The sequence below is a fragment of the Pseudomonas sp. JV241A genome (genome assembly GCF_900275665.1).
GTDB lineage: Bacteria > Pseudomonadota > Gammaproteobacteria > Pseudomonadales > Pseudomonadaceae > Aquipseudomonas > Aquipseudomonas wadenswilerensis.
On record NZ_OPYO01000005.1, the window covers coordinates 1 to 13,295 of the forward strand.

Here is a 13,295-nt window from a genome sequence, read left to right on the forward strand (position 1 = left end):
GAGCTCCCTGAAGGGCCGTCGAAGACTACGACGTTGATAGGTTGGGTGTGTAAGCGCTGTGAGGCGTTGAGCTAACCAATACTAATTGCCCGTGAGGCTTGACCATATAACACCCAAGCAATTTGCGTCGAATGACCAGATTGCGGTGTTGTGAAGACTGCAAAGCCGAGAATTTGTAACTCACAAGCATCACATACCCGATTCGCTGGAGTGTCTAACAAGACCTTCTGGCAACAGAATTTCTTGACGACCATAGAGCATTGGAACCACCTGATCCCATCCCGAACTCAGTAGTGAAACGATGCATCGCCGATGGTAGTGTGGGGTTTCCCCATGTGAGAGTAGGTCATCGTCAAGATTAAATTCCGAAACCCCTATCTGCGTATGCAGGTAGGGGTTTTGTCTTTCTGACATTTTCCTCTGTGCGCTCCTACTGCCGCTTCCGCAACTCAGTTTTCTATGCAATCCCCACCTGCATGGCTATCATGCCCTCCTCATTGTGAGTCGAGATTGGCATGCTGAAGTTGTTGAAGCTCCTCAAGGATGGCCGGTTCCATTCCGGGCAAGACCTGGGCGCAGCCTTGGGCGTCAGTCGCGCCGCTGTCTGGAAGCAATTGCAGCTTCTTGAGGCTGAGCTGAACCTGCCCATTCATAAAGTCCGTGGCCGCGGCTATCAGTTGGCCACGCCGCTGTCGTTGCTGGAAGAGTCGGCATTAGCCGAGCTTTCCCAAGGTGAACAGTGGCCAGTGTTGATATTCGAATCCATCGACTCGACCAACGCCCAGGCCCTGCGCTCGATCAGCGAAGGCCAGGCTGCGCCGTTCCTGGTGCTGGCTGAGCGTCAGGCGGCCGGGCGTGGCCGGCGTGGCCGGCAGTGGGTCAGCCCATTCGCGGAAAACCTGTACTACAGCCTGGTGCTACGTATTGAAGGCGGCATGCGCCAGCTGGAAGGTTTGAGCCTTGTGGTTGGCCTGGCGGTAATGCGTACGCTGCAGGCCTTTGGTGTTGCCAGCGCGGGACTGAAATGGCCGAATGATGTTCTGGTAAACAATCAGAAAATCGCTGGCATCCTCCTGGAGCTGGTTGGAGATCCCGCGGACGTCTGTCACGTCGTGCTGGGGATTGGTATCAACGTCAACATGCAGGTCAACGAGCAGATCGATCAGTTGTGGACGTCTGTGCGTCGTGAGACAGGGGTGGCAGTCGATCGTAATAAGCTGGTGGCTGCGCTCAGTCAGAACCTGCAGCAGGATCTGCAGCGCCATCGGCAATCCGGTTTCGCCGCGTTCCAGGCCGAATGGGAACAATCCCATCTGTGGCAGGGGGCTGCGGTGTCCCTGATTGCCGGAGTCAACCGGATTGACGGAATTGTTCTAGGCATTGACCGGCAAGGGGCGTTGCGCCTCGAGGTTGATGGTGTTGAGAAGAGCTTTAGCGGTGGTGAGCTCAGTTTGAGGTTGCGTGATGATTCTTGAGCTCGATTGTGGCAACAGCTTTATCAAGTGGCGGGTAATCCATGCTGCACAGGGTGCTGTGGCTGCCGGCGGCATAGTGGACTCCGATCAGGCCCTGGTAGCGGCTGTCATGGCGCTCCCTGAGGCACCCAGGCGCTGCCGCCTGGTCAGTGTCAGAAGTGAAGAGGAGACTGCCGGTCTTTCGGCGCTGCTCGCTCAGCACTTTGGCCTGAATGTTGTGGTGGCGCAGCCGGCCAAAGAGGTCTGTGGCGTGCATAATGGTTACGAAGACTTCCAGCGCCTTGGCCTGGATCGTTGGCTTGCGCTCCTGGGGGGGTATCACTTGGCGGGCGGCGCTTGCCTGGTCATGGATTTTGGTACGGCGGCCAAGGCCGACTTCGTATCTGCCGACGGCGAGCATCTGGGTGGTTTCATTTGCCCGGGCATGCCGTTGATGCGCAGTCAGCTGCGTACCCACACCCGGCGAATCCGCTATGACGATGCTTCGGCTGAACGGGCATTGTCGAGCCTGGCGCCTGGGCGTTCTACTGTCGAGGCGGTGGAGCGTGGTTGCGTGCATATGCTGCAGGGCTTTGTTCGCTCGCAGCTCGAATACGCTCAGGGACTGTGGGGTGATGATTTCACCGTGCTGCTAACCGGGGGCGATGCGCTCCTGGTGCAGGAGACCGCGCCACAGGCCCGGGTGGTGCCGGACCTGGTGTTCGTTGGTCTGGCCATGGCTTGTCCCCTGGATTGAGGTGCCTATGCGTTGGTTGTTTCTGTTGTTGGTGGTGCTCAATGTCTTTTATTACGTCTGGCACCAGCAGGAAGCGCCGTTGAAGGCCAAGGAAGTGGCGCCGTTGTCGCTGTATAAGGGAAATCAGCAGGATATTCGTCTGCTGAGCGAGTCGAGCAAGGGTAAAACGGCGCCCGAGCGTGGCCAGGAATGCCTCTACGTAGGCGGCCTGGCGGGCCAGGATCAGGTAAAGGCACTGCGTCAGCGCTTGCTGACCCTGGATATTGCTGCTGTTCCGGTGACCGGCCGCCTGGGTGATAGCACTGGTTTGTGGCTGCAGATCGCGCCCCAGAGCCAGCGTTTGCTGGACCAAACCGTGCTTGGGACACTTTCCCATGATTTCAAAGACTTAAAACATAAAATAATGTTGTGCGAGGGTATTGCAACTGGCGAATAGCTTGATAGAATGGCGCCCGCTTCACAGGGAACACCACTCAGGTGGTAGAGCTGGAGGCGGTGTCAAAGCAGCTAAGTTTCAGATTTGATTGAAAAAATTTGAAAAAGCGCTTGACACTGGATCGGCTTCTGCATAGAATGCCGGCCAAATCTGGAGGGATTCCCGAGCGGTCAAAGGGGACGGACTGTAAATCCGTTGCGAGAGCTTCGAAGGTTCGAATCCTTCTCCCTCCACCAGTTTTAGCGAGAGCCGCAAGCTCCGCGGGTATAGTTTAGTGGTAGAACCTCAGCCTTCCAAGCTGATGATGCGGGTTCGATTCCCGCTACCCGCTCCAAGTTTACGGTTGTTGCACAGTGTTACGCTCTTGTAGCTCAGTTGGTAGAGCACACCCTTGGTAAGGGTGAGGTCAGCGGTTCAAATCCGCTCAAGAGCTCCATATAACTAAGGCAGATATGAAAATATCTGCCTTTGTTTTAATGGTCGTATTGACTTGCTTATTTCTTCTTGCTGAGGATTGTCTCGATGGCTAAGGAAAAGTTCGATCGTAGTCTGCCGCACGTGAACGTCGGCACCATTGGTCACGTCGACCATGGCAAGACCACGCTGACCGCAGCGCTGACCCGCGTCTGCTCCGAAGTTTTCGGTTCGGCCGTTGTTGACTTCGACAAGATCGACAGCGCTCCAGAAGAGAAAGCTCGCGGTATCACCATCAACACCGCACACGTCGAGTACAACTCGAAGATTCGTCACTACGCTCACGTCGACTGCCCAGGTCACGCTGACTACGTGAAGAACATGATCACCGGTGCTGCCCAGATGGACGGCGCGATCCTGGTTTGCTCGGCCGCCGATGGTCCGATGCCGCAAACCCGTGAGCACATCCTGCTGTCCCGTCAGGTTGGCGTTCCGTACATCGTGGTCTTCCTGAACAAGGCTGACCTGGTAGACGACGCTGAGCTGCTGGAACTGGTCGAGATGGAAGTTCGCGACCTGCTGTCCACCTATGACTTCCCAGGCGACGACACTCCGATCATCATCGGTTCGGCTCGTATGGCGCTGGAAGGCAAAGACGACAACGAAATGGGCACCACCGCTGTCAAGAAGCTGGTTGAGACTCTGGATGCCTACATCCCAGAGCCTGAGCGCGCTATCGACAAGCCGTTCCTGATGCCAATCGAAGACGTATTCTCGATCTCGGGTCGTGGTACCGTTGTTACCGGTCGTATCGAGCGTGGTATCGTCCGCGTTCAAGACGCCCTGGAAATCGTTGGTCTGCGTGACACCACCACCACCACCTGCACTGGTGTTGAGATGTTCCGCAAGCTGCTGGACGAAGGTCGTGCTGGCGAGAACTGCGGCGTGCTGCTGCGCGGCACCAAGCGTGACGACGTTGAGCGTGGCCAGGTTCTGGTCAAGCCAGGTTCGGTCAAGCCGCACACCAAGTTCACCGCAGAAGTTTACGTTCTGAGCAAGGAAGAAGGCGGCCGTCATACTCCGTTCTTCAAAGGCTACCGTCCACAGTTCTACTTCCGTACTACTGACGTGACTGGTAACTGCGAGCTGCCAGAAGGCGTTGAAATGGTAATGCCAGGTGACAACATTCAAATGACTGTTACCCTGATCAAGACCATCGCGATGGAAGACGGTCTGCGTTTCGCTATCCGTGAAGGCGGTCGTACCGTCGGCGCCGGCGTCGTAGCCAAAATCATCGAGTAATCGTTGATCGCTTAAAAAGGCCCCCGCTCAGCGGGGGCTTTTTTATTGGGTTGACACTCAGTGGGGCCCTCTATAGAATCACGCCTCCTTTTAACGGGCGTAGTGCGCCCGGTGGGAATAGCAGCCTGGAGTCTGAAATCCAATGCAAAATCAGCAAATCCGTATCAGGTTGAAGGCTTTTGACCATCGCCTGATCGACCAATCCACCCAGGAAATCGTGGAAACCGCGAAACGTACTGGTGCTCAAGTGCGTGGTCCAATTCCACTGCCTACCCGTAAAGAGCGGTTCACCGTTCTGGTCTCCCCGCACGTCAACAAAGACGCGCGTGACCAGTACGAGATCCGTACTCATAAGCGCGTTCTGGACATCGTCCAGCCAACGGATAAAACCGTTGATGCTCTTATGAAGCTTGATCTTGCGGCCGGTGTGGAAGTGCAGATCAGCCTCGGCTAAGACACGGTCTTAGTCGTGTAACGCTCTGAAATGGGCGGCCATAGCGGGTGAAAGCCCCGTACACTCATGAGGTTTACAACATGACTATTGGTGTAGTCGGTCGTAAATGCGGTATGACCCGTATTTTCACCGAAGAAGGTGTCTCCATTCCGGTCACGGTCATTGAGATCGAGCCGAATCGCGTCACCCAGTTCAAAACTGAAGAAACCGATGGCTATCGTGCAGTGCAAGTCACTGTCGGTGAGCGTCGCGCTTCGCGTGTGACTGCTGCTCAAGCTGGTCACTTCGCCAAGGCGAACGTTGCCGCGGGTCGCGGTGTCTGGGAATTCCGCCTTGAAGAAGGTGAGTTCCAGGCCGGTGATTCGATCAACGCTGAAATCTTCGCTGCAGGTCAGCTGGTAGATGTTACCGGCCAGTCCAAGGGTAAAGGCTTTGCCGGTACCATCAAGCGTTGGAATTTCCGCGGTCAAGATAACACCCACGGTAACTCCGTCTCCCACCGCGTCCCGGGCTCTATCGGCCAGTGCCAGACTCCTGGTCGTGTATTCAAGGGCAAGAAAATGTCCGGTCACATGGGCGCCGAGCGCGTGACCGTTCAGTCCCTCGAAGTAGTGCGCGTCGACGCTGAACGCAATCTGTTGCTGGTCAAGGGTGCCGTTCCAGGCGCAACTGGCAGCGATCTGGTTGTGCGTCCGGCTGCCAAGGCTCGCGGTTAAGGGGAAGCTGACATGCAACTAAATGTAAATGACGCTCAAGCGATCGAAGTTTCCGAACTGACTTTCGGCGGCGAATTCAACGAGACGCTGGTACACCAAGCAGTCGTGGCCTATATGGCCGGCGGCCGTCAAGGCACCAAGCAGCAGAAAACCCGTTCCGACGTTGCTGGTGGCGGTAAGCGCCCATGGCGTCAGAAAGGCACTGGCCGTGCTCGTGCCGGTACTATCCGTAGCCCAATCTGGCGTGGCGGTGGTACCACTTTCGCAGCTCGTCCTCAGGATCACTCGCAGAAGCTCAACAAGAAGATGTACCGCGCAGCAATGCGTTCCATCCTCGCTGAGCTGGTGCGTACCGACCGTCTGGTCGTGGTTCAGGACTTCGCTGTTGAAGCACCGAAAACCAAAGATCTGCTGAACAAGCTGAACGGCATGGGTCTGAGCGACGTACTGATCGTTTCGGACGCTGTTGATCAGAACCTGTACCTGGCTGCTCGTAACCTGCCGCACGTCGACGTACGTGACGTACAGGGTTCCGATCCGGTCAGTCTGATCGCATACGACAAAGTGTTGATCACTGTGTCGGCCGTGAAGAAATTCGAGGAGCTGCTGGGATGAACCAGGAACGCGTATTTAAAGTCCTCCTTGGCCCGCATGTTTCCGAGAAGGCTACCGTTCTGGCTGAGAAAAAAGGCCAGTTCGTATTCAAGGTTGCTACTGACGCAACCAAGCTGGAAATCAAGAAAGCTGTCGAAGGCCTGTTCGGCGTAAAAGTCGAAAACGTGTCGACTGTAAACGTTCTGGGTAAAACCAAGCGTACCGCACGTGGTCTGGGCAAGCGCAATGACTGGAAGAAAGCGATCGTTTCGCTTCAGCCAGGCCAAGATCTCGATTTCAGCAGCAGTGCTGAGTAAGGAAGGGGTGCATCATGGCAATCGTTAAATGCAAACCGACTTCCCCTGGCCGCCGTTTCGTGGTCAAGGTGGTCAACAAGGAGCTGCATAAAGGCGCTCCTCACGCACCGCTGCTCGAGAAGAAATCGAAGTCTGGTGGTCGTAACAACAATGGCCGTATCACTACTCGTCACGTAGGTGGTGGTCATAAGCAGCATTACCGTATGGTCGATTTCCGTCGCAACGACAAAGATGGCATCGTCGCCACTGTCGAGCGTATCGAATACGATCCAAACCGTACTGCTCACATCGCACTGCTGTGCTACGCAGACGGCGAGCGCCGCTACATCATCGCCCCTAAAGGCGTTGCTGCTGGCGACCAGCTGATCGCAGGCGCTCTGGCTCCAATCAAGCCAGGCAACTCCCTGCAACTGCGCAACATCCCAGTGGGTAGCACCATTCACGGCATCGAACTGAAGCCGGGCAAAGGTGCACAGATCGCTCGTTCCGCTGGTGCTTCGGCTCAGCTGATCGCTCGCGAAGGTGTCTATGTGACCCTGCGTCTGCGCTCTGGTGAAATGCGTAAAGTCCTGGCTGAATGCCGTGCGACCCTGGGTGAAGTCTCGAACTCCGAGCACAGCCTGCGTTCGCTGGGTAAAGCTGGTGCCAAACGCTGGCGTGGCGTTCGCCCAACCGTTCGTGGTGTTGCCATGAACCCGGTTGACCACCCACATGGTGGTGGTGAAGGTCGTACCTCCGGTGGTCGTCATCCGGTATCGCCATGGGGCTTCCCGACTAAGGGCGCGAAGACTCGTGGTAATAAGCGTACCGACAACATGATCGTCCGTCGTCGCAAGTAAATAGAGGGATACGACAGTGCCACGTTCTCTGAAAAAAGGTCCTTTTATCGATCTTCACCTACTGAAGAAGATCGAAGTGGCGGCGGAAAAGAACGATCGCAAACCAGTTAAGACCTGGTCGCGCCGTTCCATGATCCTGCCACAAATGGTCGGTCTGACCATCGCGGTACACAACGGTCGCCAACACGTCCCAGTTCTCGTGAACGAAGACATGGTCGGCCATAAACTGGGCGAGTTTGCCGGTACCCGCACTTATCGTGGGCACGTGGCTGACAAGAAAGCCAAGCGTTAAGGGGTAAGGAAATGGAAGTAGCCGCTAAGTTGTCGGGCGCTCGAATCTCCGCCCAGAAAGCCCGCTTGGTCGCCGACCAGATCCGCGGGAAGAAGGTGGGCGAAGCGCTCAACCTGTTGGCTTTCAGCAGCAAAAAAGCCGCTGAAATCATGAAGAAAGTCCTCGAGTCGGCCGTAGCCAACGCCGAGCATAACGAAGGCGCAGACGTTGATGACCTGAAGGTCTCCACCGTTTTCGTCAACGAAGGGCGTTCGCTGAAGCGCATCATGCCGCGTGCCAAAGGCCGCGCTGATCGCATCGTCAAGCGGTCTTGCCATATCACTGTCAAGGTTGCGGACAAGTAACGGAGTCGATCAGATGGGTCAGAAAGTACATCCCACTGGCATTCGCCTGGGAATCGTCAAGGAGCACACCTCCGTCTGGTACGCAGACGGTCGGACTTATGCGGACTATTTGCTCGCAGATCTGAATGTGCGTGAGTACCTCCAAGACAAACTAAAAAGCGCGTCCGTTAGCCGTATCGATATCCATCGTCCGGCCCAAACTGCACGCATCACCATCCACACCGCTCGTCCAGGTATCGTTATCGGGAAGAAAGGTGAAGATGTTGAGAAACTGCGTCAGGACCTGACCAAGCAAATGGGTGTGCCTGTGCACATCAACATCGAAGAGATCCGCAAGCCGGAACTCGACGGTATGCTGGTAGCTCAGAGCGTAGCTCAGCAGCTGGAGCGTCGTGTGATGTTCCGTCGCGCCATGAAGCGCGCCGTACAGAACGCCATGCGCATTGGTGCCAAAGGCATCAAGATCCAAGTGAGCGGTCGTCTCGGCGGTGCTGAAATCGCACGTACTGAATGGTATCGCGAAGGTCGTGTGCCGCTGCACACCCTGCGTGCCGATATCGACTATGCCACCTACGAAGCTCACACCACTTACGGTGTGATCGGTGTGAAGGTTTGGATTTTCAAAGGCGAAGTAATTGGTGGTCGCCAAGAAGAACTGAAACCACAAGCACCAGCGCCTCGTAAAAAAGCTGCTAAGTAAGGGGTACGCCAAATGTTGCAACCAAAGCGTACAAAATTCCGCAAGCAGATGACTGGCCACAACCGTGGTCTGGCACTGCGCGGTAGCAAAGTCAGCTTCGGCGAATTTGCTCTGAAAGCTGTTGCTCGCGGTCGTCTCACCGCCCGCCAGATTGAGTCGGCACGTCGTGCTCTGACCCGTCACGTAAAACGTGGCGGTAAAATCTGGATCCGTGTGTTCCCGGACAAGCCGATCTCCAAGAAGCCTCTCGAAGTGCGGATGGGTAAAGGTAAAGGTTCCGTGGAGTACTGGGTTGCCCAGATCCAGCCAGGCAAAGTCCTGTACGAGATCGAGGGTGTTTCTGAAGAGTTGGCGCGTGAGGCTTTCGCCCTGGCGGCTGCAAAGCTGCCTCTCGCCACCTCCTTTGTTAAGCGGACGGTGATGTGATGAAAGCGAATGAACTTCGTGAAAAATCAGCACAGCAGCTGAACGAGCAACTGCTCGGCTTGCTGCGCGACCAGTTCAATCTGCGTATGCAGAAAGCAACTGGCCAGTTGGGGCAGTCGCACCTGCTCTCGCAAGTTAAGCGTGACATCGCTCGCGTGAAAACTGTGCTCAACCAGCAGGCAGGTAAGTGATCATGGCTGAAGCTGAAAAAACCGTCCGTACGCTGACTGGCCGTGTCGTCAGCGACAAGATGGACAAAACCATCACCGTACTGATCGAGCGTCGCGTGAAGCACCCGATCTACGGTAAATACGTTAAGCGTTCGACTAAGCTGCACGCGCACGACGAAACCAACCAGTGCCATATCGGCGACAAGGTCTCCATCCGCGAGACCCGTCCGCTGGCCAAGACCAAGTCCTGGGCACTGGTTGAAGTTCTCGAACGCGCTGTTGAAGTCTAAGGGCTAAGGGTCGGAGAAATTTTATGATTCAGACTCAATCCATGCTCGATGTGGCCGATAACAGCGGCGCTCGTCGCGTCATGTGCATCAAGGTTCTCGGCGGTTCGCACCGCCGTTACGCCGGCATCGGTGACATCATCAAGGTAACCGTCAAGGAAGCAATTCCTCGCGGTAAAGTGAAGAAAGGCCAAGTGATGACTGCTGTTGTAGTCCGCACTCGCCACGGTGTCCGTCGTGCTGACGGCTCCATCATCCGCTTTGATGGCAATGCTGCTGTTCTGCTGAACAACAAGCAAGAGCCGATCGGCACCCGTATCTTTGGGCCAGTGACCCGTGAACTTCGTACTGAGAAGTTCATGAAGATCGTCTCGCTCGCCCCAGAAGTGCTGTAAGGAGATCCGACATGCAAAAGATTCGTCGTGACGACGAGATCATCGTGATCGCCGGCAAAGACAAAGGTAAGCGCGGTAAGGTGCTCAAGGTTCTCGCTGACGACCGTCTGGTCGTTGGTGGGATCAACCTGGTGAAGCGTCATACCAAGCCTAACCCGATGTCGGGCGTACAGGGCGGTATCGTCGAGAAAGAAGCGCCACTGCACGCTTCCAACGTCGCCATTTTCAACGGCGAAACCAACAAGGCTGACCGCGTTGGTTTCAAAGTAGAAGACGGCAAAAAAATTCGTGTCTTCAAGTCGACCCAAAAAGCGGTTGATGCTTGAACACTGCTAGGTAGAAGACCATGGCACGACTGAAAGAGATTTACCGGAACGAGATTGCTCCCAAGCTTAAGGAAGAACTTAAGCTGGCGAACGTGATGGAAGTTCCGCGCGTTACCAAGATCACCCTGAACATGGGTCTGGGCGAAGCTGTCGGCGACAAAAAAGTCATCGAACACGCTGTTGCTGACCTGGAGAAGATCACCGGTCAGAAAGCCGTTGTGACTTTCGCTCGGAAATCCATCGCGGGCTTCAAAGTCCGTGAAGGCTGGCCGATCGGCGTTAAAGTTACCCTGCGCCGTGATCGTATGTACGAATTCCTGGACCGCCTGCTGGCGATCTCCCTGCCTCGGGTTCGCGACTTCCGCGGCCTGAATGCCAAGTCCTTCGATGGTCGTGGCAACTACAGCATGGGTGTGAAAGAGCAGATCATCTTCCCGGAAATCGACTACGACAAGATCGATGCTCTGCGCGGTCTGGACATTACCCTGACCACCACTGCCAAGAACGATGATGAAGGCCGCGCTCTGATGCGTGCTTTCAAATTCCCGTTCCGCAACTGATTGGAGTAGGAAAATGGCCAAGAAGAGCATGAAGAACCGTGAGCTGAAGCGTCAGCTCACCGTTGCCAAGTACGCCAAGAAGCGTGCCGAGCTGAAAGCGACCATCGTGAACCTGGAAGCAACTCCAGAAGAGCGTTTTGCCGCCGTCGTAGCTCTGCAGAAGCAACCACGTGACGCTAGCGCTGCGCGCCTGCGTAACCGTTGCCGCATCACCGGTCGTCCACACGGCGTTTACCGCAAGTTCGGCCTCGGCCGTAACAAGCTGCGTGAAGCAGCAATGCGCGGTGACGTTCCAGGTCTGGTTAAAGCCAGCTGGTAAGACGTACCGGCAGCGTCCAGGTGGCGGGGGAGCAATCTTCCGACCACCGGTGACCTTGCAACGAAACAAGCCCCTTCTGGGGCTTGTTTCGTTTCTGGGAACTGTCTAGAATGACCGGCTCTCCTGAGCCCGGGTTTTTACGCCCGGCGATTTCAGGGGACTGTAGTAGCCGAGAGGCTAATTTTTCTTGTATCAGGAGCGTCTAGCCCATGAGTATGCAGGACCCGTTAGCGGACATGCTAACTCGCATCCGTAATGCCCAGATGGCTGAAAAGTCCGTCGTAAGCATGCCTTCGTCGACTCTGAAGGTTGCGGTAGCCAAAGTTCTGAAAGACGAAGGTTACATCGCTGGCTACCAAGTCAGCAGCGAAGTAAAACCATCGCTTTCCATCGAGCTGAAATACTTCGAAGGCCGTCCGGTCATCGAGGAAGTCAAGCGCGTAAGTCGTCCAGGCCTGCGTCAGTACAAGTCCGTCGAAGAACTGCCGAAAGTACGTGGCGGTCTGGGCGTGTCTATCGTCTCCACCAACAAAGGTGTGATGACTGATCGTGCTGCGCGCGCTGCCGGTGTCGGCGGCGAAGTTCTCTGCACAGTGTTCTAAGGGGGGATAAGCATGTCTCGCGTCGCTAAGAACCCCGTTAAGCTGCCAGCCGGTGTCGAAGTCAAATTCGTCGGCCAACAGCTTTCGGTGAAGGGTGCCAAGGGCACTCTCGAACTGAACGTTCACTCGTCGGTTGAAATTGTTGAAGAAGCTGGTGAGCTGCGTTTCGCTGCTCGCAATGGCGATCAACAAACTCGCGCTATGGCCGGTACTACCCGCGCCCTGGTGAACAACATGGTCCAGGGCGTAAGCCAAGGCTTCGAGCGCAAGCTCCAGCTGGTCGGTGTTGGTTACAAAGCACAAGCCAAAGGCACCGTGCTGAACCTGGCACTCGGCTTCTCGCATCCAGTGGATTACGAACTGCCGGCCGGTATCACCGCAGAGACCCCAAGCCAGACCGATATCCTGATCAAGGGTATCGACAAGCAGCTGGTAGGTCAGGTGGCCGCTGAAATCCGCGACTTCCGTCCACCAGAGCCGTACAAAGGCAAGGGTGTGCGTTACGCGGACGAAGTCGTCCGTCGTAAAGAAGCCAAGAAGAAGTAGGGCCTAGCAAATGACCGACAAAAAAGTTACTCGACTGCGTCGCGCTCGCAAAGCACGCCTGAAAATGCACGAACTCGAAGTCGTGCGTCTCTGCGTGTTCCGCTCCTCGCAGCACATCTACGCCCAGGTCATTTCGGCCGACGGCAGCAAGGTTTTGGCCAGTGCCTCGACCTTGGACAAAGAACTGCGTGATGGTGCCACCGGCAACATCGACGCGGCCACTAAGGTTGGCAAGCTGGTAGCTGAGCGCGCGAAAGCCGCCGGTGTATCTCAAGTTGCCTTTGACCGTTCCGGCTTCAAGTACCATGGCCGCGTCAAAGCGCTGGCTGATGCTGCTCGTGAAGGCGGGCTGGAGTTCTAAGTTATGGCAAATAACGATCAAAAGCGCGACGAAGGCTACATCGAGAAGCTGGTTCAAGTTAACCGCGTTGCTAAAACCGTCAAAGGCGGCCGTATCTTCACTTTCACCGCGTTGACCGTGGTTGGTGATGGTAAAGGTCGTGTTGGCTTCGGCCGTGGCAAGTCGCGCGAAGTACCTGCTGCGATCCAGAAAGCCATGGAAGCTGCTCGTCGCAACATGATTCAGGTAGACCTGAACGGCACTACTCTGCAGTACGCCACCAAGTCCGCCCATGGCGCGTCGAAGGTGTACATGCAGCCTGCCTCGGAAGGTACCGGTATCATCGCCGGTGGCGCAATGCGTGCCGTCCTGGAAGTTGCTGGCGTTCAGAACGTCCTGGCCAAGTGCTATGGCTCGACCAACCCAGTGAACGTGGTTCATGCCACTTTCAAGGGTCTGAAGGCTATGCAATCTCCTGAGTCCATTGCTGCCAAGCGCGGCAAGAGCGTTGAGGAGATCCGCTGATCATGGCTACCGTTAAAGTAACGCTGATCAAAAGCACCGCCGGCCGTCTCCCTAACCACAAACTGTGTGTTAAGGGTCTGGGTCTGCGCCGCATCGGTCACACTGTAGAAGTCCTGGATACTCCCGAGAATCGCGGGATGATCAACAAGGCTTACTACATGCTGCGCGTCGAGGGTTAAT

The 13,295-nt window shown here is 55.9% G+C and carries 24 protein-coding genes, 3 tRNA genes and 2 rRNA genes; all 29 read left to right on the plus strand.

Annotated features, from left to right (window positions below; all coding sequences use genetic code 11):
• Positions 1-106 (plus strand): 23S ribosomal RNA (locus tag JV241A_RS02045); the annotation flags it as partial.
• A gap of 136 nt (positions 107-242) precedes the next feature.
• Positions 243-358 (plus strand): 5S ribosomal RNA (rrf, locus tag JV241A_RS02050).
• 157 nt (positions 359-515) lie between these two features.
• A complete protein-coding gene (gene birA / locus JV241A_RS02055; protein ID WP_115085061.1) occupies positions 516-1,475 on the plus strand; it encodes a bifunctional biotin--[acetyl-CoA-carboxylase] ligase/biotin operon repressor BirA in 960 nt (319 codons plus the stop codon).
• On the plus strand, positions 1,465-2,211 hold the full coding sequence (locus tag JV241A_RS02060; protein WP_134061284.1) for a pantothenate kinase: 747 nt from the start codon (positions 1,465-1,467) through the stop codon (positions 2,209-2,211). Before birA ends, JV241A_RS02060 begins: the two co-directional genes overlap by 11 nt.
• A 7-nt stretch (positions 2,212-2,218) precedes the next feature.
• Positions 2,219-2,647 carry a hypothetical protein gene (locus tag JV241A_RS02065; protein WP_115085063.1) on the plus strand — a complete coding sequence of 143 codons (429 nt, stop codon included), beginning with the start codon at positions 2,219-2,221 and terminating at the stop codon, positions 2,645-2,647.
• 152 nt (positions 2,648-2,799) lie between these two features.
• Positions 2,800-2,883: transfer RNA gene (locus JV241A_RS02070), tRNA-Tyr, on the plus strand.
• Between the two features lie 24 nt (positions 2,884-2,907).
• Positions 2,908-2,981 (plus strand) — tRNA-Gly (locus JV241A_RS02075).
• 26 nt (positions 2,982-3,007) lie between these two features.
• Positions 3,008-3,083 (plus strand) — tRNA-Thr (locus JV241A_RS02080).
• 86 nt (positions 3,084-3,169) lie between these two features.
• A complete protein-coding gene (gene tuf / locus JV241A_RS02085) occupies positions 3,170-4,363 on the plus strand; it encodes an elongation factor Tu (RefSeq protein ID WP_115085064.1) in 1,194 nt (397 codons plus the stop codon).
• A gap of 142 nt (positions 4,364-4,505) precedes the next feature.
• The gene (gene rpsJ, locus JV241A_RS02090) at positions 4,506-4,817 is read left to right on the plus strand and encodes a 30S ribosomal protein S10 (RefSeq protein ID WP_003186070.1); all 312 of its coding nucleotides are present in this window, start codon (positions 4,506-4,508) and stop codon (positions 4,815-4,817) included.
• Positions 4,818-4,897: 80 nt separating this feature from the next.
• Entirely contained in the window at positions 4,898-5,533 is a 636-nt protein-coding gene (rplC, locus tag JV241A_RS02095; protein WP_010220304.1) for a 50S ribosomal protein L3, read from the plus strand.
• Between the two features lie 12 nt (positions 5,534-5,545).
• Positions 5,546-6,148, plus strand: coding sequence for a 50S ribosomal protein L4 (rplD, locus tag JV241A_RS02100; RefSeq protein ID WP_010220305.1), 603 nt, complete (start codon positions 5,546-5,548; stop codon positions 6,146-6,148).
• Positions 6,145-6,444, plus strand: coding sequence for a 50S ribosomal protein L23 (rplW, locus tag JV241A_RS02105; RefSeq protein ID WP_010220306.1), 300 nt, complete (start codon positions 6,145-6,147; stop codon positions 6,442-6,444). Before rplD ends, rplW begins: the two co-directional genes overlap by 4 nt.
• Before the next feature lie 14 nt (positions 6,445-6,458).
• Positions 6,459-7,283: a 50S ribosomal protein L2 gene (rplB, locus tag JV241A_RS02110; RefSeq protein ID WP_038606161.1), complete on the plus strand. Its 825-nt coding sequence runs from the start codon at positions 6,459-6,461 to the stop codon at positions 7,281-7,283.
• Positions 7,284-7,299: 16 nt separating this feature from the next.
• Positions 7,300-7,575: a 30S ribosomal protein S19 gene (rpsS, locus tag JV241A_RS02115; protein WP_002555486.1), complete on the plus strand. Its 276-nt coding sequence runs from the start codon at positions 7,300-7,302 to the stop codon at positions 7,573-7,575.
• An 11-nt stretch (positions 7,576-7,586) separates the two neighbouring features.
• Entirely contained in the window at positions 7,587-7,919 is a 333-nt protein-coding gene (gene rplV / locus JV241A_RS02120; RefSeq protein ID WP_003103908.1) for a 50S ribosomal protein L22, read from the plus strand.
• Positions 7,920-7,932: 13 nt separating this feature from the next.
• Positions 7,933-8,619 (plus strand): 30S ribosomal protein S3, encoded by a 687-nt coding sequence (gene rpsC, locus JV241A_RS02125; protein WP_010220308.1) that lies wholly within the window; start codon positions 7,933-7,935, stop codon positions 8,617-8,619.
• Positions 8,620-8,631: 12 nt separating this feature from the next.
• Positions 8,632-9,045: a 50S ribosomal protein L16 gene (gene rplP, locus JV241A_RS02130; RefSeq protein ID WP_003255479.1), complete on the plus strand. Its 414-nt coding sequence runs from the start codon at positions 8,632-8,634 to the stop codon at positions 9,043-9,045.
• Positions 9,045-9,236 carry a 50S ribosomal protein L29 gene (gene rpmC, locus JV241A_RS02135; RefSeq protein WP_002555481.1) on the plus strand — a complete coding sequence of 64 codons (192 nt, stop codon included), beginning with the start codon at positions 9,045-9,047 and terminating at the stop codon, positions 9,234-9,236. The genes rplP and rpmC overlap by 1 nt, the downstream gene beginning before the upstream one ends.
• 2 nt (positions 9,237-9,238) lie before the next feature.
• Positions 9,239-9,505: a 30S ribosomal protein S17 gene (gene rpsQ / locus JV241A_RS02140; RefSeq protein ID WP_008374160.1), complete on the plus strand. Its 267-nt coding sequence runs from the start codon at positions 9,239-9,241 to the stop codon at positions 9,503-9,505.
• 23 nt (positions 9,506-9,528) lie between these two features.
• Positions 9,529-9,897 (plus strand): 50S ribosomal protein L14, encoded by a 369-nt coding sequence (gene rplN / locus JV241A_RS02145; RefSeq protein WP_002555479.1) that lies wholly within the window; start codon positions 9,529-9,531, stop codon positions 9,895-9,897.
• Between the two features lie 11 nt (positions 9,898-9,908).
• Positions 9,909-10,223, plus strand: coding sequence for a 50S ribosomal protein L24 (gene rplX / locus JV241A_RS02150; protein WP_009397501.1), 315 nt, complete (start codon positions 9,909-9,911; stop codon positions 10,221-10,223).
• 20 nt (positions 10,224-10,243) lie between these two features.
• Entirely contained in the window at positions 10,244-10,783 is a 540-nt protein-coding gene (gene rplE / locus JV241A_RS02155; RefSeq protein ID WP_010220311.1) for a 50S ribosomal protein L5, read from the plus strand.
• Positions 10,784-10,796: 13 nt separating this feature from the next.
• Complete coding sequence (rpsN, locus tag JV241A_RS02160; protein WP_038998487.1) at positions 10,797-11,102, plus strand: 30S ribosomal protein S14; 306 nt, start codon at positions 10,797-10,799, stop codon at positions 11,100-11,102.
• Between the two features lie 209 nt (positions 11,103-11,311).
• A complete protein-coding gene (gene rpsH, locus JV241A_RS02165) occupies positions 11,312-11,704 on the plus strand; it encodes a 30S ribosomal protein S8 (RefSeq protein WP_010220313.1) in 393 nt (130 codons plus the stop codon).
• 12 nt (positions 11,705-11,716) lie between these two features.
• Complete coding sequence (rplF, locus tag JV241A_RS02170; RefSeq protein WP_010220314.1) at positions 11,717-12,250, plus strand: 50S ribosomal protein L6; 534 nt, start codon at positions 11,717-11,719, stop codon at positions 12,248-12,250.
• 10 nt (positions 12,251-12,260) lie between these two features.
• Positions 12,261-12,611, plus strand: a complete 351-nt coding sequence (gene rplR / locus JV241A_RS02175) for a 50S ribosomal protein L18 (RefSeq protein WP_009397496.1) — start codon at positions 12,261-12,263, stop codon at positions 12,609-12,611.
• 3 nt (positions 12,612-12,614) lie between these two features.
• On the plus strand, positions 12,615-13,115 hold the full coding sequence (rpsE, locus tag JV241A_RS02180) for a 30S ribosomal protein S5 (protein WP_010220316.1): 501 nt from the start codon (positions 12,615-12,617) through the stop codon (positions 13,113-13,115).
• Between the two features lie 2 nt (positions 13,116-13,117).
• Positions 13,118-13,294, plus strand: a complete 177-nt coding sequence (gene rpmD / locus JV241A_RS02185) for a 50S ribosomal protein L30 (protein WP_010220317.1) — start codon at positions 13,118-13,120, stop codon at positions 13,292-13,294.
• The last annotated feature ends 1 nt before the right edge of the window (position 13,295 follow it).